This is a genomic window from Bradyrhizobium sp. USDA 4341 (assembly GCF_054063755.1).
This window is the reverse complement of the sequence record NZ_JBSSGO010000002.1, coordinates 4005118-4025304: the sequence shown is the minus strand read 5'-3', so window position 1 is coordinate 4025304 and position 20187 is coordinate 4005118. Positions and strand designations below refer to the sequence as shown.

The 20187-nt window shown below is 65.0% G+C and carries 15 protein-coding genes and 1 tRNA gene; 7 read left to right on the top strand and 9 right to left on the bottom strand.

The genetic code is table 11. The features are described 5' to 3' along the window. Positions 1-388 precede the first annotated feature (388 nt). The gene (locus ACVIGB_RS25045) at positions 389-1846 is read right to left on the bottom strand and encodes a glutamate synthase subunit beta (protein WP_456720633.1); all 1458 of its coding nucleotides are present in this window, start codon (positions 1844-1846) and stop codon (positions 389-391) included. A gap of 138 nt (positions 1847-1984) precedes the next feature. Beyond that, positions 1985-6748, bottom strand: a complete 4764-nt coding sequence (gene gltB, locus ACVIGB_RS25040; protein WP_456749227.1) for a glutamate synthase large subunit — start codon at positions 6746-6748, stop codon at positions 1985-1987. 470 nt (positions 6749-7218) lie between these two features. Here gltB and ACVIGB_RS25035 point away from each other — a divergent pair, with 470 nt between their 5' ends. After that, entirely contained in the window at positions 7219-8022 is an 804-nt protein-coding gene (locus tag ACVIGB_RS25035) for a hypothetical protein (RefSeq protein ID WP_092123780.1), read from the top strand. Between the two features lie 211 nt (positions 8023-8233). Here the strand turns inward: ACVIGB_RS25035 and ACVIGB_RS25030 are convergent, their stop codons facing one another. Beyond that, positions 8234-8710, bottom strand: coding sequence for an Hsp20 family protein (locus tag ACVIGB_RS25030; protein ID WP_171948005.1), 477 nt, complete (start codon positions 8708-8710; stop codon positions 8234-8236). 220 nt (positions 8711-8930) lie between these two features. Between ACVIGB_RS25030 and ACVIGB_RS25025 the strand changes: the two genes are divergently transcribed. After that, positions 8931-9878: an alpha/beta fold hydrolase gene (locus ACVIGB_RS25025; RefSeq protein ID WP_456720634.1), complete on the top strand. Its 948-nt coding sequence runs from the start codon at positions 8931-8933 to the stop codon at positions 9876-9878. Positions 9879-9941: 63 nt separating this feature from the next. Here the strand turns inward: ACVIGB_RS25025 and ACVIGB_RS25020 are convergent, their stop codons facing one another. Both ACVIGB_RS25020 and ACVIGB_RS25015 read right to left on the bottom strand, forming a co-directional pair. Continuing rightward, positions 9942-10601: a hypothetical protein gene (locus ACVIGB_RS25020; RefSeq protein ID WP_456720635.1), complete on the bottom strand. Its 660-nt coding sequence runs from the start codon at positions 10599-10601 to the stop codon at positions 9942-9944. A gap of 60 nt (positions 10602-10661) precedes the next feature. Then, positions 10662-12461, bottom strand: a complete 1800-nt coding sequence (locus ACVIGB_RS25015; protein ID WP_171948006.1) for an adenylate/guanylate cyclase domain-containing protein — start codon at positions 12459-12461, stop codon at positions 10662-10664. A 240-nt stretch (positions 12462-12701) separates the two neighbouring features. On the opposite strand from ACVIGB_RS25015, the gene ACVIGB_RS25010 reads away from it, so the two are divergent. After that, positions 12702-13337: a LysE family translocator gene (locus tag ACVIGB_RS25010; protein WP_456720636.1), complete on the top strand. Its 636-nt coding sequence runs from the start codon at positions 12702-12704 to the stop codon at positions 13335-13337. Positions 13338-13396: 59 nt separating this feature from the next. On the opposite strand, the gene ACVIGB_RS25005 is transcribed toward ACVIGB_RS25010, so the two are convergent. After that, positions 13397-14149, bottom strand: coding sequence for a sulfite exporter TauE/SafE family protein (locus ACVIGB_RS25005; protein WP_212313876.1), 753 nt, complete (start codon positions 14147-14149; stop codon positions 13397-13399). A 91-nt stretch (positions 14150-14240) separates the two neighbouring features. On the opposite strand from ACVIGB_RS25005, the gene ACVIGB_RS25000 reads away from it, so the two are divergent. Together ACVIGB_RS25000 and ACVIGB_RS24995 are read left to right on the top strand one after the other, a co-directional pair. Then, positions 14241-15134: a LysR family transcriptional regulator gene (locus ACVIGB_RS25000; protein WP_176529113.1), complete on the top strand. Its 894-nt coding sequence runs from the start codon at positions 14241-14243 to the stop codon at positions 15132-15134. Positions 15135-15153: 19 nt separating this feature from the next. Then, a complete protein-coding gene (locus ACVIGB_RS24995) occupies positions 15154-15801 on the top strand; it encodes a glutathione S-transferase family protein (protein ID WP_456720637.1) in 648 nt (215 codons plus the stop codon). Between the two features lie 2 nt (positions 15802-15803). Here the strand turns inward: ACVIGB_RS24995 and ACVIGB_RS24990 are convergent, their stop codons facing one another. The 3 genes from ACVIGB_RS24990 to ACVIGB_RS24980 form a co-directional block, all read right to left on the bottom strand. Beyond that, the gene (locus ACVIGB_RS24990; RefSeq protein WP_456720638.1) at positions 15804-16772 is read right to left on the bottom strand and encodes a tripartite tricarboxylate transporter substrate binding protein; all 969 of its coding nucleotides are present in this window, start codon (positions 16770-16772) and stop codon (positions 15804-15806) included. Positions 16773-16858: 86 nt separating this feature from the next. After that, positions 16859-17638: a histidinol-phosphatase gene (hisN, locus tag ACVIGB_RS24985; protein WP_420968790.1), complete on the bottom strand. Its 780-nt coding sequence runs from the start codon at positions 17636-17638 to the stop codon at positions 16859-16861. A gap of 568 nt (positions 17639-18206) precedes the next feature. Further along, positions 18207-19094: an N-formylglutamate amidohydrolase gene (locus ACVIGB_RS24980; protein WP_092126695.1), complete on the bottom strand. Its 888-nt coding sequence runs from the start codon at positions 19092-19094 to the stop codon at positions 18207-18209. Between the two features lie 305 nt (positions 19095-19399). Here ACVIGB_RS24980 and cpdR point away from each other — a divergent pair, with 305 nt between their 5' ends. Next, positions 19400-19759 carry a cell cycle two-component system response regulator CpdR gene (gene cpdR, locus ACVIGB_RS24975; RefSeq protein WP_092123795.1) on the top strand — a complete coding sequence of 120 codons (360 nt, stop codon included), beginning with the start codon at positions 19400-19402 and terminating at the stop codon, positions 19757-19759. Between the two features lie 79 nt (positions 19760-19838). Further along, positions 19839-19913: transfer RNA gene (locus tag ACVIGB_RS24970), tRNA-Val, on the top strand. Positions 19914-20187: the final 274 nt, after the last annotated feature.

The following is a 20187-nucleotide window of genomic DNA, read 5'->3' as shown; positions in this document are numbered from 1 at the left end:
GGCACAGGTCCGAGGTCTACATGCTAGATCTTAGTCAGTTCGCAAGTAGCCGCTTTAAGCGCAACATTCGAGTTCTCGACTTTGTGAATAATCATTTAGTCTTGAAGAGCACAGGTGCCGGCTCAGACGTGCGGCCGGGTGATACGCCAAACAAGCTGCTCGGAATTTTGCGTCGAGGACCAGCTTTTGACCTTTCGAACTTCACGCTGTTCGTAACATAGGACTCCAAAACGAGCAGTCGAACGGCGAGTTTGACATCAGAAGTGCGCTTGTGGCGCAAAAGGCAGGTGGACTTCGGTGCTCGCAAGCTACCCTGGTAAAATCGCCCGCTTTCGCGGGCGATGACAGTTCAGTGTGTGGCTGTGGTCCGGCGTGACGGCCGAGGTGCTTATCCCGGCAGGTCGGTCTTGCCCATCAGGAAGCTGTCGATCGAGCGCGCGCACTGGCGGCCTTCGCGGATCGCCCAGACTACGAGCGACTGGCCGCGGCGCATGTCGCCGGCGGAGAAGATCTTCGCGCGCGAGGTCTGATAGTCCTGCAGGGAGGCGCGCACATTGCCGCGCTGGTCGAGCTCGATGCCCAGCGTCTTGAGCAGACCCTCGTGCACCGGATGGACGAAGCCCATCGCCAGCAGCACCAGCTCGGCGTCGAGCGTGAACTCGGTGCCGGGCAGCCGCTTGAACTTGTCGTCGACCTTGACGCAATGCAGCTTGGTGACCTTGCCGTCCTTGCCCTCGAACTTCGTCGTCAGCACGGCGTATTCGCGCACCGCGCCCTCGGCCTGGCTCGACGAGGTCCGCATCTTCAGCGGCCAGTTCGGCCAGGTCACGCCCTTGTTCTCGTGCTCGGGCGGCGCCGGCATGATCTCGAGCTGGGTCACGGACTTCGCGCCTTGCCGGAACGAGGTGCCGATGCAGTCCGATCCGGTGTCGCCGCCGCCGATCACGACGACATGCTTGCCGCCGGCCAGGATGTCGGCGGCGCCGTTCGGCGGCTCGCCGGAGACGCGGCGATTCTGCTGCGGCAGGAAGTCCATCGCGAAGTGGATGCCGGCGAGGTCGCGGCCCGGGATCGGCAGATCGCGCGGGGCTTCCGCGCCGCCGGTCAACGCCACGGCGTCATACTGCTTGGCGAGTTCCTGCGGGTCGATCGCGCCGGGTGTCGAGCCGCCCACGGCCTTGCCGTAGTGGAAGGTGACGCCCTCGGCTTCCATCTGCGCCACGCGGCGGTCGATGATGTTCTTCTCCATCTTGAAGTCGGGAATGCCATAGCGCAGCAGGCCGCCGGCCTTGGCGAACTTCTCGTAGACATGCACCTCGTGGCCGGCGCGCGCGAGCTGCTGCGCGGCGGCGAGGCCAGCGGGGCCGGAGCCGATCACGGCGACCTTCTTGCCGGTCTTGGCGGCCGCGATCTCCGGCCTCAGCCAGCCATTGTCCCAGGCGCGGTCGACGATCGCGCATTCGATGGTCTTGATGGTGACCGGGTTGTCGTCGATGTTGAGCGTGCAGGACGCCTCGCACGGCGCCGGGCAGATCCGGCCGGTGAACTCGGGGAAATTGTTGGTCGAGTGCAGGTTGCGCGAGGCCTCTTCCCAGTTGCCCTGATAGACGAGGTCGTTGAAATCGGGGATCTGGTTGTTGACCGGGCAGCCCGGCGTGCCCGGCGCGGTCGAGCCAGTGCCGTGGCAATAGGGGATGCCGCAATTCATGCAGCGCGCGGCCTGGTCGCGCGTGTCCTTCTCGCTCAGCGGAATGACGAACTCGTTGAAGTTCTTGAGCCGATCGGCGACCGGCTCGTACTTGCGGTCATGCCGCTCGATCTCGAGAAAACCTGTGATCTTACCCATTGAAACCCGATGCCCCTGCATCTCAGTTGTCCGTCATTCCGGGCTGCGCCGCGAGGCGCAGACCCGGAGGTCTCGAAGTGGTCTGGCGAGATTCCGGGCTCGCGCCAATGGCGCGCCCCGGAATGACGCCCGGTGATATTACGCGCCGATCGCGATCTTCGGCTCGGCGTCGGCGTTGGCCTTCATTTCCTTCAGCGCGCGGCGGTACTCCACCGGCATCACCTTGCGGAATTTCGGCAGCCAGCTCTTCCAGTCGGCGAGTATTTCGGCCGCCTTCTTCGAAGAGGTCAGCTTGGCGTGACGCGTGATCAGGACATGCAGCCGCTCCACGTCGGAGTCGAGCAGGTTCTGGAACACGTCGACCCGGCCATGCGCCTCGAGATCGCCGGAGTGGTGGTAGGTGTCGGCGTTGATCATCTCCTCCGACAGCACCGGCTCCAGCTCGACCATCGAAAGATTGCAGAGCTTGTTGAAGTCGCCGCTCTCGTCCAGCACATAGGCGATGCCGCCCGACATGCCGGCCGCGAAGTTGCGTCCGGTCTTGCCGAGCACCACCACGATGCCGCCGGTCATGTATTCGCAGCAGTGATCGCCGGCGCCTTCGACGACCGCGACCGCGCCGGAGTTACGCACCGCGAAGCGCTCGCCGGCGATGCCGCGGAAGTAGCACTCGCCTGCGATCGCGCCGTACATCACGGTGTTGCCGACGATGATCGATTCCTCCGGCACGATGCCGGAGTTCTTCGGCGGCTTGACGATGATGCAGCCGCCCGAGAGGCCCTTGCCGACATAGTCGTTGCCTTCACCCTCGAGCTCGAAGGTGACGCCCTTGGCGAGCCAGGCGCCGAACGCCTGTCCCGCGGTGCCCTTCAGGCCGACATGGATGGTGTCGAGCGGCAGGCCGGCATGGCCGTAGATCTTGGCCACCGCGCCCGACAGCATCGCGCCGGCGGAACGGTCGGTGTTGTTGATCTCTTCCTCGATCTTGACCGGCGCACCGCGATCGAGCGCGGCCTGCGCCTGCTCGATCAGCCGGCGGTCGAGCACGGCGTCCAGATGGTGGTTCTGGCTCTCCGAGTGAAAGATCGTCTGGCCCTTCTCCTCCTTTTGCCGCACGAACAGCTTGGAGAAATCGAGGCCCTTGGCCTTCCAGTGCGAGACCAGCGCGGTCTGGTCCAGCATCTGGACCTGGCCGACCATCTCGTCGAACGTCTTGTAGCCGAGCTGCGCCATGATCTCGCGCACTTCCTCGGCGACGAAGAAGAAGTAGTTGATGACGTGCTCGGGCTGGCCGGTGAAGCGCTTGCGCAACACCGGATCCTGGGTTGCGACGCCGACCGGGCAGGTGTTGAGGTGGCACTTGCGCATCATGATGCAGCCCGCCGCGATCAACGGCGCGGTGGCGAAGCCGAACTCGTCGGCGCCGAGCAGCGCGCCGATCACGACGTCACGGCCGGTGCGGAAGCCGCCGTCGACCTGGACCGCGATACGGCTGCGCAGCCGCTGGCGCACCAGCGTCTGATGGGTTTCCGCAAGGCCGATCTCCCACGGCGAGCCGGCATGCTTGATCGAGGTCAGGGGCGAGGCACCGGTGCCGCCCTCGAAGCCCGCGATGGTGACATGGTCGGCGCGCGCCTTGGCGACGCCGGCCGCAACCGTGCCGACGCCGACCTCGGACACCAGCTTGACCGAGACCTGGCCGTCGGGATTGACGTTCTTGAGGTCGTAGATCAGTTGGGCGAGATCTTCGATCGAGTAGATGTCGTGATGCGGCGGCGGCGAGATCAGGCCGACGCCCGGCGTCGAATGCCGCACGCGCGCGATCGTCGCGTCGACCTTGTGGCCGGGCAGCTGGCCGCCTTCGCCGGGCTTGGCGCCCTGCGCCATCTTGATCTGCATCATGTCGGAGTTGACGAGGTATTCCGTCGTCACGCCGAACCGGCCCGAGGCGACCTGCTTGATCGCCGAGCGCATTGAATCGCCGTTGGGCATCGGCTTGAAGCGGTCGGATTCCTCGCCGCCTTCGCCGGTGTTCGACTTGCCGCCGATCCGGTTCATCGCGATCGCGAGCGTGGTGTGCGCCTCGCGCGAGATCGAGCCGAACGACATCGCGCCGGTCGAGAACCGCTTGACGATGTCCTTGGCCGGCTCGACGTCCTCGAGCTTGACCGGCTTGCGCTTGTCGTCCTCGGCGCTCTTGATTCGGAACAGGCCGCGCAGCGTCAACAGACGCTCGGACTGCTCGTTGAGGATCTTGGCGAACGCCCGGTAGCGCTCCAGCGAGTTGCCGCGCACGGCATGCTGCAGCGTCGAGACCGATTCCGCGGTCCAGGCATGGTCCTCGCCACGGGTGCGGTAGGCATATTCGCCGCCGACATCGAGCGCGCTCTTGTAGATCTGGCCGTCACCGAACGCATCGGTGTGGCGCCGCACGGTCTCCTCGGCGATCTCGCCGAGGCCGACGCCCTCGATCCTTGTGTGGGTGCCGGCGAAATACTTGGCGACGAAGTCCGCCTTGAGGCCGACCGCGTCGAAGATCTGCGCGCCGCAATAGGACTGGTAGGTCGAGATGCCCATCTTGGACATCACCTTGAGCAGGCCCTTGCCGATCGACTTGATGTAGCGCTTGACGATCTCGTAGTCGTCGAGCGCGCCAGGCAGGCGGTCCTTCATCGCGAGGATGGTTTCGAACGCGAGATAAGGGTTGATCGCTTCGGCGCCGTAGCCGGCGAGGCAGGCGAAGTGATGCACTTCGCGCGGCTCACCGGATTCCACGACGAGGCCGACCGAGGTGCGCAGGCCGGTGCGGATCAGATGATGATGCACGGCGGCGCAGGCCAACAGCGACGGGATCGGAATCCGGTCGGTGCCGGTCATGCGGTCCGACAGGATGATGATGTTGATGCCCTCGCGCACCGCGCCCTCGGCGCGCGCGCAGAGCTCGTCGAGCACCTGCTCCATGCCCGCTGCGCCGAAGCCGGCGTGGAAGGTGGTGTCGAGCGTGCGCGACTTGAAGTGGGTCTCGGGAACGTCGGAGATCGAGCGGATCTTCTCGAGATCGGCATCGGTCAGGATCGGCTGCCGCACTTCGAGGCGCTGGGTCGAGGCGACGCCCTGCAGGTCGAACAGGTTCGGCCGCGGCCCGATGATCGAGACGAGGCTCATCACGATCTCTTCGCGGATCGGGTCGATCGGCGGGTTCGTGACCTGCGCGAAGTTCTGCTTGAAGTAGGTGAACAGCTGCTTCGGCTTGTCTGACAGCGCCGAGATCGGCGTGTCGTTGCCCATCGAGCCGGCAGCCTCCTCGCCGGTGGCCGCCATCGGCGTCATCAGGATCGTGATGTCTTCCTGGCTGTAGCCGAACGCCTGCTGCCGATCGAGCAGCGGCAGGTTGGAGCGCACGCCCTTGGCCGGCGCATCCGGCAGCTCCTCGAGCTGGATCTGGGTGCGGTGCAGCCAGTCATTGTAGGGATGGCTCTTCGCGAGGTCGGCCTTGATCTCGTCGTCGGGAATCAGGCGGCCCTGCTCGAGGTCGACGAGCAGCATCTTGCCGGGCTGCAGCCGCCACTTGGTGACGATCTGGTCCTCCGGAATCTTCAGCACGCCCATCTCGGACGCCATCACGATGCGGTCGTCCTTGGTGACGAGATAGCGCGCCGGGCGCAGGCCGTTGCGGTCCAGCGTCGCGCCGATCTTGCGGCCGTCGGTGAAGGCGATCGCGGCCGGGCCGTCCCACGGCTCCATCAGCGCGGCATGATATTCGTAGAAGGCGCGGCGCTGCTCATCCATCAGGGGATTGCCGGCCCACGCTTCCGGAATCATCATCATCACGGCATGCGGCAGCGAGTAGCCGCCCTGCACCAGGAATTCGAGCGCGTTGTCGAAGCAGGCGGTGTCGCTCTGGCCTTCATAGGAGATCGGCCACAGGCGGCTGATGTCCTTGCCGTAGAGCTCCGAATGCACGGAAGCCTGCCGCGCCGCCATCCAGTTGACGTTGCCGCGCAGCGTGTTGATTTCGCCGTTATGGGCGATCATCCGGTAGGGATGCGCCAGCGACCAGGTCGGGAAGGTGTTGGTCGAGAAGCGCTGATGCACCAGCGCCAGCGCGCTGTCGAAATCCGCTTCATGCAGGTCGGGATAGTACTTGCCGAGCTGGTCGGCGAGGAACATGCCCTTGTAGATCACGGTGCGGCACGACAGCGAGCACGGGTAATAGCCCGCCATGCCGCGGTCGCGGCGCTGATAGATCGCCTGCGAGATCGACTTGCGCAGGATATAGAGCCGGCGCTCGAAATCGTCCTCGGTCTTGACCGCATTGTTGCGTCCGATGAAGACCTGCATGTGATAGGGCTCGGTCGGCTTTACCGTGACGCCGAGCGACGAGTTGTCCGACGGCACGTCGCGCCAGCCGAGCAGCTTGAAGCCCTCGTTCTTGATCTCGTCGGCGATGATGCTCTTGATCACGTTCCGCCACGCGGCATCGCGCGGCATGAACAGCGCGCCGATGGCGTATTCGCCGGGCTTCGGCAGCTTGAAGCCGAGCTCGGAGGTCTTGCGCGCGAAGAAGGCGTGCGGGATCTGCACCAGGATGCCGGCGCCGTCACCGGCGCGCGGGTCGGCGCCGACGGCGCCGCGATGCTCGAGGTTGCACAGGATGCTCAGCGCGTCGGAGACGATCTGATGCGACTTCTGGCCCTTGATGTTGGCGATGAAGCCGACGCCGCAGGAATCCTTTTCCAGACTCAGGTCGTACAGGCCTTCGGCCTGCGGGCGCCAGGTGTGAAGCTCGGGGGTGTGTGGTCCATAGGACGCATCATGCGCGGCATCGGCGGCTCTCGAGTCCGCGGTCGCCGACAGCATGCCTGTCACGATGGTTTCGCGCTCGAATTCCGACCCGCTCATGTGTCCTCTCCCTTTCGTAAGGGGCCTCACCGTATTTGGCGCACCTTGGACGTTGCGGCACCCACCGGGCCACCGCTCGTCCGCCGCGAGCCGCATTTTCCTAGATTCAGGCGACGGGCGTTTCAACGTCCCCTGGGGGACGGCCCTGCCTGCAGCATTCTCGGAGCCCGGGGCGCCAAGGTTTCGTTGCAATCCCTATGCCGGAATGGCCTCGAAATTGAGACAGCTTTGCTGTCCTAACCTCGACCTTGCCAAATTTTTGTCTATCACACAAGCGCGAGGAAGTCCTTGCCCGCATGCTTGGATCGGACAGCTCGGCGGGCCCGCCGCGCCCCTGATTCGAAGCAAACACGCCGTGATCTGGCCCAAGGAGGGACCAAGGACCGCCGGAATTCAAACCGAAATTTTGCCCGGCAAGCCGGCAAGAGAGCGGGAAGCTCCTCAAGGCGGGCCAGACAGGAGTTACGGCGATGAAGTTGTTCACAGGTTCGATTGCAGCCGCCGCGCTCGCGCTCAGCGCAGCCTCGGCCCAGGCGCAGCTGGTGACATCCGCCCGGATTGGAAGCCCGGCTCTCGTCAGGGTATCCGACATGGACGGGCCCTACGCCGCGATGCCCGAGGTTCCGCCGCCGCCGCGCTTTGGCCGCGTCCCGAGCCTGTTGCCGCCCGTCGAGGTCTACACCGTGCTGCGCGAGAACGGTTATCTGCCGCTCGGCGCGCCCCAGCAGCGCGGCTTCGTCTACACGATCTCGGTGATCGACCAGGGCGGCGACGACGGCCGGCTGGTGATCGACGCCCGCGACGGGCACATCGTCCGCTTCACGCCGGCCTACCGGCTCGGCGACAATTACGAGGAGGAGATGAGCGCGACCTACGGCCCGGTCGGCCCGATGCCGCGGCCAATCCAGGCCCGGGTGCCGCGGCCGCCGCTCCCGATCCCGCATGTCGCGAGCCGCGTGCCGGTGCCGAAGCGGAGCCCGCTCGCGGCTAGGTCAACGCCAGGTCCGGCGCCGGCGTCTGCCCCGGCGGCGGCCCAGCCTCCCGCGCCGGCGGCTCAGGCCGCCGTCGCCCCGACCACTGCGCCGAGCCCGGCAGCTGCACCCGCGCCGGCCGAGCCGGCCGCGGCCGCACCGAAGCCGGCCGAAGCCCAGGCGGCCGCACCGCAGGCCGTTCAGCAAGCCGAAGCTCCGACCGTCGGTCAGGCCGCTCCACCGCCGCCGGCGCCCGCGATCCTGCCGACCCAGGCGATGCCGAAGGTGCAGGGGCTGGAGTGACCAGCGTCGCTGCGTAGCCCGGATGGAGCCAACGGGTCGCGCGAACGCGCGCCCGATGACAAGCTCCGCGTAATCCGGGACGGTCGCGCCAGGACAAAGGTCCCCGGATTCGCTGCGCTCCATCCGGGCTACGACGCCAACAACAAAAACGCCCCGGTTTCCCGGGGCGTTTTCGCGTTCAGCCAATATCTGCTGACGCGGGATATGTCGCTTAGGCCGCGACCTTGCTGGCCGAGCCGTCAACCACCTGCGGGGCCTTCTCGCCGCCGCCGATCGGAATGCTGCGGGGCTTCTTGGCCTCGGGAATCTCGCGGACGAGATCGACGTGGAGCAGGCCGTTCTCGAGCGAAGCGTTCTTCACCTGCACGAAGTCGGCAAGCTGGAAGACGCGCTCGAAGGCGCGGGAGGCGATGCCGCGATAGAGCACTTCGGCGCTGTTGCCGGAGTTCTCGTTGGCGGTTTTCTCGCCCTTGATCGTCAGCGTGTTCTCTTTCGCGACGATCGAAAGCTCGGCCTGCGAGAAGCCGGAGACCGCAACGCTGATCCGGTAAGCATTCTCGCCGGTGCGCTCGATGTTGTAGGGGGGATAGCCGGGGCTGCCGTCCGAGGTCACCTGATCGAGCAGGCTGAAGAGGCGGTCGAAGCCGACGGTGGAACGATAGAACGGAGTCAGGTCGTAGCTACGCATAGGGTAGTCCTCCAATGAGCGACTGTTTCAGTTACCCGCCCGCCATCGGGCCGGGCTTAGATGTGTGCAGCCTGATGTTCCGGTTCCGAAACACTGGTAGCGGCCTGCACTGAGGTGATATGGGAGGGGTCACGTCGCGTTCAAGAGGCGGAAACCGCGTCGCTTTTTTCTGCGCCGGCGTCCTTGATCTCCACCCTGTCCCTCCACTCCGGTCTCCTGCATGACGCTCGTCTCGATCCCCGCCAACCCGGTTCCGGACGACGTTGTCAGTGGCACCATCAAGACGCCCGACGGGGCCGAGCTGCGCTTCGCGCGCTGGGCGCCGCCGCCCGGCCGCAAGGGCACGGTCTGCGTGTTCGGCGGGCGCGGCGAGATGATCGAGAAATATTTCGAGACCGTGCGCGACCTGCGCGACCGCGGTTTCGCGGTGGCGATGATCGACTGGCGCGGGCAAGGCCATTCGTCGCGGCGGTTGCGCGATCCGCGCAAGGGTTACGTGCGCGACTTCGCCGACTACGAGGTCGACGTCGAGACCTTCGTGCAGCAGGTGGTGCTGCCGGATTGTCCGCCGCCCTATTTCGCGCTGGCGCATTCGATGGGCGGCGCTGTCATGCTGAGGATCGCGCATGCCGGCAAGCGCTGGTTCGACCGCATGGTGCTGTCGGCGCCGATGATCGACCTGCCGCGCCGGCGCGTGTCGTTGTTTCCGAGCGCGCTGCTCCGGATCATGCGGCTGGCCGGGCAGGGTGGCCGTTACGTTCCGGGCGGCGGCGACGAGCTGGTCGGCCTCGCGCCCTTCATTGGTAATCCCGTGACCAGCGACCCGGTGCGCCACGCCCGCAACGCGGCGATCCTGGAAGAAGACCCGACGCTCGGCATCGCGGCGCCGACGATCGCCTGGGCCGACACCGCGTTCACCGCGATGCGCACCTTCCGCGGCATGTCGTATCCGACCGAAATCCGCCAGCCGATCCTGATGCTGGCGGCGAGCAATGACGAGGTGGTGTCGACGGCGGCGATCGAGGAGTTCGCCTACCATCTGCGCGCCGGCTCGCATCTCGTGATCGCCGGCTCCAAGCACGAGATCCTGCAGGAGCAGGATCGCTACCGCGCGCAATTCTGGGCGGCATTCGACGCCTTCGTGCCCGGCACGCCGCTGTTCAAGTGAACGATAGCGTTTTCGAGCGAAGTGGATACCGGTTCGCGTGAAGAAAACGCGTCAAAAAGAAATCTAGCCCTGCAGCAGCGCGACGATCCGGTCGGGAAAGCGCTTTTCCACGAACAAGGTCCTGACCTCGGCGACGCTGAGATAGCGGTCCTTGCCTTCGCCCTTGCCCATGATGTCGAGCAGCACCGGCCACTCGCCGAGCATCAGCAGCGGATAGTAGCAGTGCAGGATCGCGTAGGACGCCGGATGCTCGTCCTTGGCGCGCTGGAAGTTTGCCGCCATGAAGTTCTTGATCTCGGAGGCCGACAGCCCGCGTTCGACGCTGCCGTCGGGCGCCCTGTGGTCCGTGCCGAAGGTCGCGAGCCGCGCGATCTCGTCCTCATGCACGACGGCATGCTGGTCGAGGATGCGCGAGCCGGCGCCGTGCTTGTCGAGCGGGCCATTGCGCAACTCGTCGAGGATCGCGCCCTGCAACAGGCTGCGAATCTGGCTGAAGGGGCCGATGCCGTTGGCCATCTGCGCGACCATGAAGATCTTGGCGCCGGCGCTGAGCGCCGGAAGGCCGGTCTTGCCGGTGGCGCGGTCGATGGTTTCGGTCAGCTTCGGCAGCGGCACGATATGGCCGCCGACATAGTCGCCGGCGACCAGCGCACGCAGGAACGGGCAGGGATTGTCAGGGGAAACCTGCGGGGCGGGTGCCGCGCTTGCAGCCGTATCGGACATCAAACCACATCCTGAAAAGCTTCAGCTTAAAAAGCATCCATTACCGGTGGATGAATTCGCTCAGGAATCAGCGGCGAATTTCGAGTTGGATGCAACCAGAGCGAGTTTGCCGAACGGGAGGCCGGCTTTCAAGAGGCCATCGCGATAGAGCGCGATGTCGGCCGGGTTCTTCCAGTGGAAATTGCGCAAATGACGTTCGACCGTGAGGTCGGGATGGCTGGCGAGCAGCGCCTCGGCCGCCTGCGCGGCTTCGTCGGCGCGGCCGAGCTGGGCGAGCGCGGCGCTGCGCACCGCCAGACACTGCAGATGGTTCGGGTTGAGATACAGCCCCTCGCGCGACCATGACAGCGAGGCGTCATATTGCCCGAGCAGATAATGGCTGAACGCGTTCAGCGCGGCCCATTGGTAGCGCGGGTCGCTGTTACCGCGCTGAACCGCCGTCGAGAACAGATCGACCGCCTTGCGATGATCGCCGATCACCATGTGGCAGATTCCAAGGACGCCGCGGGCGCCCATGTCGTAGGGATTGAGCTCGATCGCCCGCTTGATGGCGTCCATCGCGGCTTCGTAGTGGCCCTGCATCGCATGCAGATAGGCCAGCAGCGAAAATGCGAACGAGGAGCGCGGGTCGAGCCGGACGCTGCTTTCGGCCAGGCTGACCGACGAGGCCCACAATTCGCGCGTGCTCGGAATCCAGCCGAACTGGATACTCTGGATCTGGATCAGCGCGAGATAGGCGCGCGCGATCGACAGCGCGGGGTCGAGCTCGATCGCCTCCTTGAACAGCGCGATCGCAGTTTCGCAGTCCTCCTTGGTCTGGTGATAGTAGTGCGACAGACCCTTCAGGAAGCGATCCCACGCGGTCAGTTCGGCGTTCGGCGAGCGCGCCGGTGCCGAGGCCTCGGCGCGGTAGATCTCCTGGGCCACCGCGGCGGAAAGGTTGGCGGTGATCTCGTCCTGCATCGCGAACAGGTCGCCCATGTCGCGGTCGTAGCGGCCGGTCCACAGCTGCTCGCCCTTCTCGGGCGCGATCAACTCGGCGGAGACGCGGATCTTGTTGCCGGCGCGGCGCACCGAGCCCTGGATCAGATAGCTCGCGTCGATTTCGCGCGCGATCAGGCGGGTCGAGACGTTCTTGCCCTTGTAGGCGAAGGTCGAGTTGCGGCTCAGCACGCGGTAGAAGGATTGCAGCGACAGCGCGTGGATCAGATCCTCGGTCAGGCCGTCGGAGAAATATTCGTCGGCGCCGCCGCTCAGATTGTCGAACGGCAGCACACCGACGATCGCGGTCCGATATTGCCCCGGCAGATGGGGGCCGTCATCCGGCGTCTTCTCCTGGAGATCGGATCCGGCCGGCGCCCAGGTCCAGACATGGACCGGCTCGGCGATGTTCTTGAAGCGGTGCGGGCCGGCATCGACCAGGGTTACGGCAAGCCGCCGCCCTGACTCGGTGCGGGCCTTGTCCGACACTGCGATGCCACCCGGCACGGCGACCGTCTCGAGACGGACCGCGATGTTGACGTCGTCGCCGAACACTTCGTCCTCGTCGGCCATGACGTCGCCCATGTGGACGCCCATCCTGAAGTGCATGGCGCGGTCGGCCGGCAGATGTTCGTTGCGCTCGGCCATCAGGGTCTGCATCGCGACGGCAGCCTCGATCGCGCCGATGATGCTCGGAAATTCCAGCAGGAAGCCGTCGCCGGTGTTTTTGACGATTCGGCCGCCATGGTTGAGGATGATCGGGTAGATCGCGCTGCGATGCGCCTTGAACGAGGCATGCGTCCCCGCCTCGTCGACACCCATCATGCGGGAATAGCCGGCGATATCAGCGCAAAGAATGGCAGCGAGCCTTCTTTCCATGTCTCCTGTGCCCTGGAATTGGCCACTTAGCCGAGGTGACCGAATCCGATACTTACAAGACAGGCCGGGTCCGGCGGAAGCTCGGTTTACGGGCACCTATAATGCATAGTAGCAGGAATTGGCATGCGACCAACGGATCGTACAGTCCGTTTCTCTACTGAATTCGTGTGTCGCTGGGATGGCGCAGGTTGGCTGACCGTCCTTTCGGGTTCGTTACTTACATAGGTTAATGTGGCCGAGATGCTGGGAATTCACGAGCTTTGGCTGTTTGTCCTGTCCGGGCTGCTGCTCAACGTCACGCCGGGGCCGGATACCGCTTATATCATAGGGCGCACGATTCAGCACGGATGGCGCGGCGGAGCCGCTGCGGCGATCGGTATCAGCTGCGGCTGCCTGGTTCACGTGCTGGGCGCGGCGATCGGGCTGTCGGCGCTGCTGATGGCGTCGTCGACCGCGTTCCTGGCCGTCAAGCTGATCGGCGCGGCCTATCTGGTGCTGACCGGCCTGCAGATGCTGCTGTCGCGCGCCAAGCCGATCGCGGAGATCGCCGGGCAGGGCGGCGAGACTTCGATCTCGCGTGTGTTCTGGCAGGGGGCGCTGACCAACATCCTCAACCCCAAGGTGGCGCTGTTCTTCCTGGCATTCCTGCCGCAATTCGTGGCAGCGGACTCGCCGCACAAGACGCTCGCCTTCCTGGTGCTCGGGCTGATCTTCATCACCGGCGGCACGCTGTGGTGCCTTGGCCTCGCAGCCTTTGCGGCGCGGGCTGCCGGCCACATCCGGCAATCGGCCGGCGTGATCGCCTGGATCAACCGCTCGCTCGGCGCGCTCTTCATCTATCTCGGCGTCCGCGTTGCCATGCTGGAGGCGCGCTAGCCGTCACTTGAGCATGATCTTATCGGAAAACCGCTTCGCACTTTTTCCGGATCATGCTCTCAGCCGTGGATCTTGAGCAGCGCGCTGCCGGCCAGATAGATGCCGAGCAGGATCATCGAGATCAGGAACCAGCGGCGGAACACGTCCGGCTGCATCCGTGTGCGGACGGCCTGGCCGATGAACATGCCGGTGAACGACGCCACCATCGCCACCGCGCCTGGCAGCGCGGTGGCCGCGGTCAGCAGGCCCGAGGCCGTGAGATTGAAGGCGAGTGCGATGGTCGCGGTGGTGAAGAAGACGCCGAGCGCCTGCACCAGTTCGTCCTTGTCCATGCCGATCGCCTGCATGAACGGCATCGAGGGAATGACCTGGACGCCGGTTGCCGCCGAGATCAGCCCGGTGATGACGCCGACGATGCCGCCGACCCATTTCTCGTGGCGTCGCGCGACCTTGAAGTTGAACCTGCTCAGGCCGACGATCGCGTAGATCACCAGCAGCGCGCCGAGCACCACGGTGCCGTAGGCAGCGTAAGGACCGGTCAATAGCCCGGCATTGATCCAGATTCCGACCACGGTGCCGAGCATCAGCGGCCACAGCCGCTTGAGGATGTCGCGCAGATAGGGGCCGACGAAGGTCTGCCAGATATTGGTGACGATCGCCGGCACGATCACGATCGCAATCGCCTGACCCGGTGCCATCGTGGTTGCGAGCAGTCCCATCGCGACCGTCGGCAGACCGAGGCCGAGCGTACCCTTGACGAAGCCGGCGAGCAGGAAGGCGAAAGCGATGAAGATCAGGAGATGGTCGACCATGACTGCACATTGACCGATCGCGCCGATCGGCACAATCTGGAGGTTACGGAGTTAGCCTTCGGGGTGTCCGAAGGGCGGGGCGGGAAACGTCATGCGGTTCGACCTGATCGACTTGCAATTGTTCATCGCGGTTTCGGATGCACGCAGCATCACCCAGGGCGCGGCGCGAGCAAACCTTGCGCTAGCCTCGGCCAGCGAGCGGATCAAGGGGCTCGAGGAGGCGCTCGGCGTCGCGCTGCTCAAGCGCGGCCGCCGCGGCGTCGAACTGACGGCGGCGGGCGAAAGCCTGCTCGGTCACGCGCGGATCGTGATGCATAATGTCGAGGCCCTGCAGAGTGATCTCGCCGCCTATGCCAGCGGCGTCCGCGCCAACGTGCTGCTGCTCGCCAACACCTCGGGTCTGTCCGAGCATCTGCCGCGGGCGCTGGCGGCGTTCCTGCACGAACATCCCGATATCAGCGTCGACGTCGAGGAGCGCGAGAGCACCGATATCGCGACCGCGATCGCCAGCGGCGCCGCCGATCTCGGCTTCGCCGCCGAACACGCGCTGCCCGACAGCGTCGAGCGTTTCCTGTTCAGCGAGGACCGCCTGATGCTGGTGGCGTCGCGCCGCAGTGATCTCGGCGGCCGCCGCCAGATCGACTTCCAGGAGGTGGTCGGCCGCGATTTCGTCGGTCTCACGGCAACGTCCGCGCTGCAGGTCCATATTTCGCGGCACGCAGCAAAACTTGGTGCGCGGCTGCGCTTCCGCGCCCGCCTGCGCGGCTTCGACGCCATCTGCCAGATGGTCGCCGCCGATGTCGGCATCGCGGTGATCCCGGAAACCGCAGCGCGGCGCTGTGCAGCGGCGATGCCGATCACAACGATAAGGATCCGTGACGCCTGGGCCAACCGCCGGCTGACGATCTGCGCGCGCAGCTTCAAGGCATTGCCGCGCGCAGCCAAGCAGCTGGTGGAATATCTGCGGGCCGAAGCGCAGCGCTGACGGAAGCGAGGAACGTGCAATGCTCAGGGTCTGGGGACGGCGCAGTTCGTTCAACGTGCAGAAGGTGATGTGGCTGATCGGCGAGCTCGATCTGGCGCATGAGCACATCGATGCCGGCGGCGCATTCGGCGGGCTCGATGCGCCGGCGTTCCTCGCGATGAACCCGCATGGCCGCGTGCCCGTCGTCAGGGATGGCGACGCGACGGTCTGGGAATCCCACGCCATCCTGCGTTACCTCGCCGCGTGCCATGGCAACGGCCGTTTCTGGTCCGACGATCCAATTGTCCGGGCGCGGGTCGATGGCTGGATGGATTGGTCGCAAACCGCGCTGCAGCCGGATTTTCTCGGCGGCGTGTTCTGGGGATTTTTCCGCACACCCGAGAGCCAGCGCGACTGGTCAGCGATCCACAAGGCGCTCGCCCGCTGCGAGCAGCATTTTGCCAAGCTCGAACGCCTGCTCGAAGCCACGCCGTTCCTGCTCGGCGAGACGCTGTCGCTCGCGGATATCACCGCAGGAACTTCGCTCTATCGCTATTTCGGGCTCGAGATCGCCCGCTCGCCGCTGCCGGCGGTCGAGCGTTGGTATCAGCTGCTGCAGCAGCGCCCGCCGTTTCGTAAGCACGTCATGATTCCGTTCGAAGAGTTGCGCGGCCGGCTCGACTATTGATCTTACTTCGCCGTCACCACGCCGGCGTCCTCGATCACCTTCGCCCATTTCTTGATGTCGGCGGCGATGAAGTCGCGGAAATGCTCCGGCGTGTCGCCGACCAGCGTCAGGCCCTGCTCGGCGAGTTTTGCTTTGACCGTCGGATCAGCCATCGCTTCGGTGGCGATCCGATTCAGCCTGGTGACGATCGCCGGCGGCGTTCCGGCGGGCGCGACCATGCCGTACCAGTTCTCGATGATCAGGTCAGGCATGCCGGCCTCTGTCGTGGTCGGCACGTCGGGCGCGGTCGGGGCGCGCTCGCGGCCGCCGAGTGCGATTGGCCGCAGCGAGCCCGCCTTGATCTGCGGCAGGATCACCGGCAGGTCGAGGAAGGTCATCTGCACCTGCTGACCCAACAGATCGTTCACCGCCGGCGCCGCGCCGCGATAGGGCACGTGGACGATGTCGATCTTTGCCGTCAGCTTGAACAATTCGCAGGCCAGATGCGGCAGGCTGCCGGGGCCGGAGGAGGCGAAGTTGAGCTTGCCCGGCTGCGCCTTGGCGAGCGCGACCAGCTCGCTCATGTTCCTTGCCGGTACGTCGGTCGCGACAACCAGCATCTCCGGCACGGTCGCGACCAGTGTCACCGGTGCGAGATCCTTCAGCGTGTCGTAGGCGACCTTTTCCATGCTCGGGCTGATCGCCAGCGCGCCGGCGCTCGCGATCGCAACCGTGTAGCCGTCGGGGGCGGCCTTCGCGACCGCATCGGTGCCGAGCACGCCGCCCTGGCCGGCGCGGTTGTCGACGATGATCGGCTGCTTCACCAGTTCCGAGATCTTCTGCCCGATCACCCGTGCGATGATGTCGTTCGGCCCGCCGGGCGGGAACGGCACGATCAGCCGGATCGGCTTGGCCGGGAACTGCTGGGTGCTGGCGGTGACGGGCGCGAGAAGCAGGAGAATGGCTGCCAGCAGCCTGCCGCACATCGTCATGTCGCCCGTCCCTGACTTTTCTCGTTGCCGTCAGGATGGGCGCAGATCAATCGCCGGGCAATTCAAGAAATCAGGCGGAGCAAGGATCAGGCGTTGAGCAGCTTCATCGCGGCTTCGTGCACGCGCGGGTCACCGGCTGCGATGATGCGGCCGCCGCCTTGCGCCGGCTTGCCGTCCCAGGTGGTGACGACGCCGCCGGCGCCGGTGACGATCGGGATCAGGCCGGCAATGTCGTAGGGTTTCAGCTCGGTCTCGACCACGAGGTCGAGATGGCCGGCCGCGAGCATGCAATAGGAGTAGCAGTCGCCGCCGTAGCGCGACAGGCGCGCCGCGTGCTCGACGCGGCCGAAGCGGGCGCGGTCATCCGGATTCATCAGCAGCGGGCTCGTGGTGAAGACGGTGGCCTCCTTCAGCGAGGCGCAGCGCCGCACCGAGAGCCGCCGCGCGCCCGACGGCCCGGCGTAATTCGCCGAGCCGTTGTCGCCGGAGAAGCGCTCGCCGATATAGGGCTGGTGCATCATGCCGAATACCGGCGTACCTTTGTGCAGCAGCGCGATCAGCGTGCCCCAGATCGGAAAGCCGGCGATGAACGACTTGGTGCCGTCGATCGGGTCGAGCACCCAGACATAGTCGGCATCCTGGCGCTCGTTGCCGAACTCCTCGCCGACGATCCCGTGCTGGGGGAAGTTCGCCTTGATCAGCCGCCGCATCACGGCTTCGGCGGCCCGGTCCGCCTCGGTGACCGGATCGAAATCGTTCGAGCTCTTGTTGTCGACCGAGAGCGAGGTGCGGAAGAAAGGCAGGATGGTTTCGCCGGATGCGGTCGCGAGGCGGCCGATGAAGGCGGTAAAGTCGATGACCGTCACGGCATGTCCCTGATATGCGCAAACGACGCGATAGATACCGGATGTGCTCTTGCCTAGCTCAATCCCAGGCGGCGCGCACGATTAACGGAGTGTTATCCCAGCCTGATGACCCGGTTCCGGACTTTCGATTTGGCTTCGATTCGAAAGTCTCCCTGTCTTCGGGGCGGATCACGAAGTTGCGAGTTCTGGTATACAAGCTATGCGCTGAACGCTGTCCGATCGTGATTTCTCGTGTAAGATATTGATATTCAATATCTTAATTCGGACCGCTGGTCGTGTTGCAGTTTCGCCAGACTTACCAACATTACAGAAGAAATGTTTCGAAAGTTCTTGCGTTTTGTGCAGCGCGGTCGCATATTGTTGCGGTGCGGTAGCGCCTCGCGCTATCGCTGCCCTCCTTGGGCGTTTCCTCCCTAGACTTGGGCCGCTTGTTCATTCAAGCGGCCCTTTTTTCTTTGGGCCGTCATTTCCGCGAGTGAACTGAGAGTCCAATTCGGCGCATGGCGTGTCGCCAACTTGAATTCTGGGTTCATGACTTCATCGGCACCACGGGTGGCCGACGAACGATTTACTCCGCTGCCGCCTGGAACGGGCCGAGATCCCCGAACGGAATTTTCGCGAGCGCATCCGCGAGCGACGCAAAGTCGGCCGCCACCTGGGCGAAGCGCGGTCCGCGCTCGCGTTGGCGCTCATCCATATAGACCGCGCGGTTGAGCTCGATCTGCACGGTGTGCAGGCCGCTCGCCGGGTTGCCGTAATGCTCGGTGATGAAGCCGCCGGCATAGGGCTTGTTGCGGCCGACCGAATAGCCGAGCGAGCTCATCATCTCCTCGACCAGGTCGGGCAGCAGCGGCGCGCAGCTCGTGCCGTAGCGGTCGCCGATCACGACGTCGGGCCGGCGCGGCTCGTCGCGCGATACCCCGACCGACGGCATCGAATGGCAATCGACCAAAATCACGGCACCGAACGCCTGGTGCGCCTTGTTGATCAGCCGGCGCAGTGCGCGGTGATAGGGCTTGTAGAGCACCTCGATCCGCCGCAGCGCCTCGTCGACATCGAGCCGCTCGCGGTAGATCTCCTGCCCGTCGCCGACCACGCGCGGGATGGTGCCGAGGCCGCCGGCCACCCGCATCGAGCGCGTGTTGGCAAAGCTCGGCAGCCGCCCGGTGAACATGCGCGGGTCGAGCTCATAGGGCTCGCGGTTCACGTCGACATAGGAGCGCGGGAAGTTGACCCGGATGATCGGAAAGCCGCGATCGCTCAATCCGGCGATCAATTCGTCCATGAAGGAGTCTTCGGAGCGGCGCAGCGACGCCACGTCGATTCGCGACGCCTCGAGGAACTCGGCCGGATAGACCGAGCCCGAATGCGGGGAATTGAAGATGATCGGCGCGCGCCAGGCCTGCGGCTCAACGATCTCGAACGGGGGCGACAACTCGCCAGCAAATTCGGTCATTCCCTTGGCGCCGTCCCTTGCGTCCGCCTCGCCCCGCAAGAACTGATTCTGCCGGCAAAGCGGAGATTTATGGGCGGGCATTGTCGGTAATCGCGATCATTCTGCCAAGTGAAAAGAGTGTGGCGCGGGCTGGAACGCGTCTTAAAGGCGGGAAATGCCGCACAAGGTTGATTCGATGCGTGGTTCGGTCCACAAATGGCTGGCGCGCATTTGCCGCTGGCTTGACGCAAATTTCACCCGAAATTTACCGTCTGTCGGGCTTACTGTTCGGACTGCTCCTCAAGCCGGATTCGACGATCCCTGCCATGCCGAAAATTCTTCTCGCCGAAGACGACACCGATATGCGCCGCTTTCTGGTCAAGGCGCTGGAAAACGCGGGTTTCAAGGTCTCGCCGCACGACAACGGCATGTCGGCCTATCAGCGGCTGCGTGAGGAGCCGTTCGAAATGCTGCTCACCGACATCGTGATGCCCGAGATGGACGGCATCGAGCTGGCGCGCCGTGCCTCGGAACTCGATCCCGATATCAAGATCATGTTCATCACCGGCTTTGCCGCGGTGGCCCTCAATTCCGATTCGGAGGCGCCGAAAAACGCCAAGGTGCTGTCCAAACCCGTGCACCTCCGGGAATTGGTTAGCGAAGTGAATAAGTTGCTGGCGGCCTGATTCGCCAAAAAACCTTCACTTTGTATCCTTGCCTGCCCCGCCGGTGTCCGTTATAGGGACCCGATCCAAACACGGCTTTGGGTGCGTAGCTCAGCGGGAGAGCACTACCTTGACATGGTAGGGGTCACAGGTTCGATCCCTGTCGCACCCACCATCCTTCGCTCGCGAAGCGAGAGAAGGATGCCGCGCCGAAGCCCAACGGGCGAAGGCGGGCCTTTGGCCGCGAGCTACGGCTCGGCAAGCCACGCTTCGCCATGACGGCGGGCTTCTTTCAACCTGTCAAACAAGCTCATTCAGTGTCATCACCCGCGCATGCGGGTGATCCTGTATTCCAGAGACACCGGTGTTTGAGCCGAGAGGCCGCGGCTTCTCCCGGCGTCGTCCCTGCCTAGTGCGCAATTGCGCACGGGAGCAGGGAGCCATACTCC

What these genes read in the sequence shown, in the direction of transcription:
- ACVIGB_RS25010 (WP_456720636.1), top strand. Translation starts at nt 12,702, where the DNA reads ATGCTGGGAATTCACGAGCTTTGGCTGTTTGTCCTGTCCGGGCTGCTG.
- ACVIGB_RS24990 (WP_456720638.1), bottom strand. Translation starts at nt 16,772, where the DNA reads ATGACGATGTGCGGCAGGCTGCTGGCAGCCATTCTCCTGCTTCTCGCG.
- ACVIGB_RS25045 (WP_456720633.1), bottom strand. Translation starts at nt 1,846, where the DNA reads ATGGGTAAGATCACAGGTTTTCTCGAGATCGAGCGGCATGACCGCAAG.
- ACVIGB_RS25000 (WP_176529113.1), top strand. Translation starts at nt 14,241, where the DNA reads ATGCGGTTCGACCTGATCGACTTGCAATTGTTCATCGCGGTTTCGGAT.
- gltB (WP_456749227.1), bottom strand. Translation starts at nt 6,748, where the DNA reads ATGAGCGGGTCGGAATTCGAGCGCGAAACCATCGTGACAGGCATGCTG.
- ACVIGB_RS24995 (WP_456720637.1), top strand. Translation starts at nt 15,154, where the DNA reads ATGCTCAGGGTCTGGGGACGGCGCAGTTCGTTCAACGTGCAGAAGGTG.
- cpdR (WP_092123795.1), top strand. Translation starts at nt 19,400, where the DNA reads ATGCCGAAAATTCTTCTCGCCGAAGACGACACCGATATGCGCCGCTTT.
- ACVIGB_RS25035 (WP_092123780.1), top strand. Translation starts at nt 7,219, where the DNA reads ATGAAGTTGTTCACAGGTTCGATTGCAGCCGCCGCGCTCGCGCTCAGC.
- ACVIGB_RS25005 (WP_212313876.1), bottom strand. Translation starts at nt 14,149, where the DNA reads ATGGTCGACCATCTCCTGATCTTCATCGCTTTCGCCTTCCTGCTCGCC.
- ACVIGB_RS25015 (WP_171948006.1), bottom strand. Translation starts at nt 12,461, where the DNA reads ATGGAAAGAAGGCTCGCTGCCATTCTTTGCGCTGATATCGCCGGCTAT.
- ACVIGB_RS25030 (WP_171948005.1), bottom strand. Translation starts at nt 8,710, where the DNA reads ATGCGTAGCTACGACCTGACTCCGTTCTATCGTTCCACCGTCGGCTTC.
- ACVIGB_RS25025 (WP_456720634.1), top strand. Translation starts at nt 8,931, where the DNA reads ATGACGCTCGTCTCGATCCCCGCCAACCCGGTTCCGGACGACGTTGTC.
- ACVIGB_RS25020 (WP_456720635.1), bottom strand. Translation starts at nt 10,601, where the DNA reads ATGTCCGATACGGCTGCAAGCGCGGCACCCGCCCCGCAGGTTTCCCCT.
- ACVIGB_RS24980 (WP_092126695.1), bottom strand. Translation starts at nt 19,094, where the DNA reads ATGACCGAATTTGCTGGCGAGTTGTCGCCCCCGTTCGAGATCGTTGAG.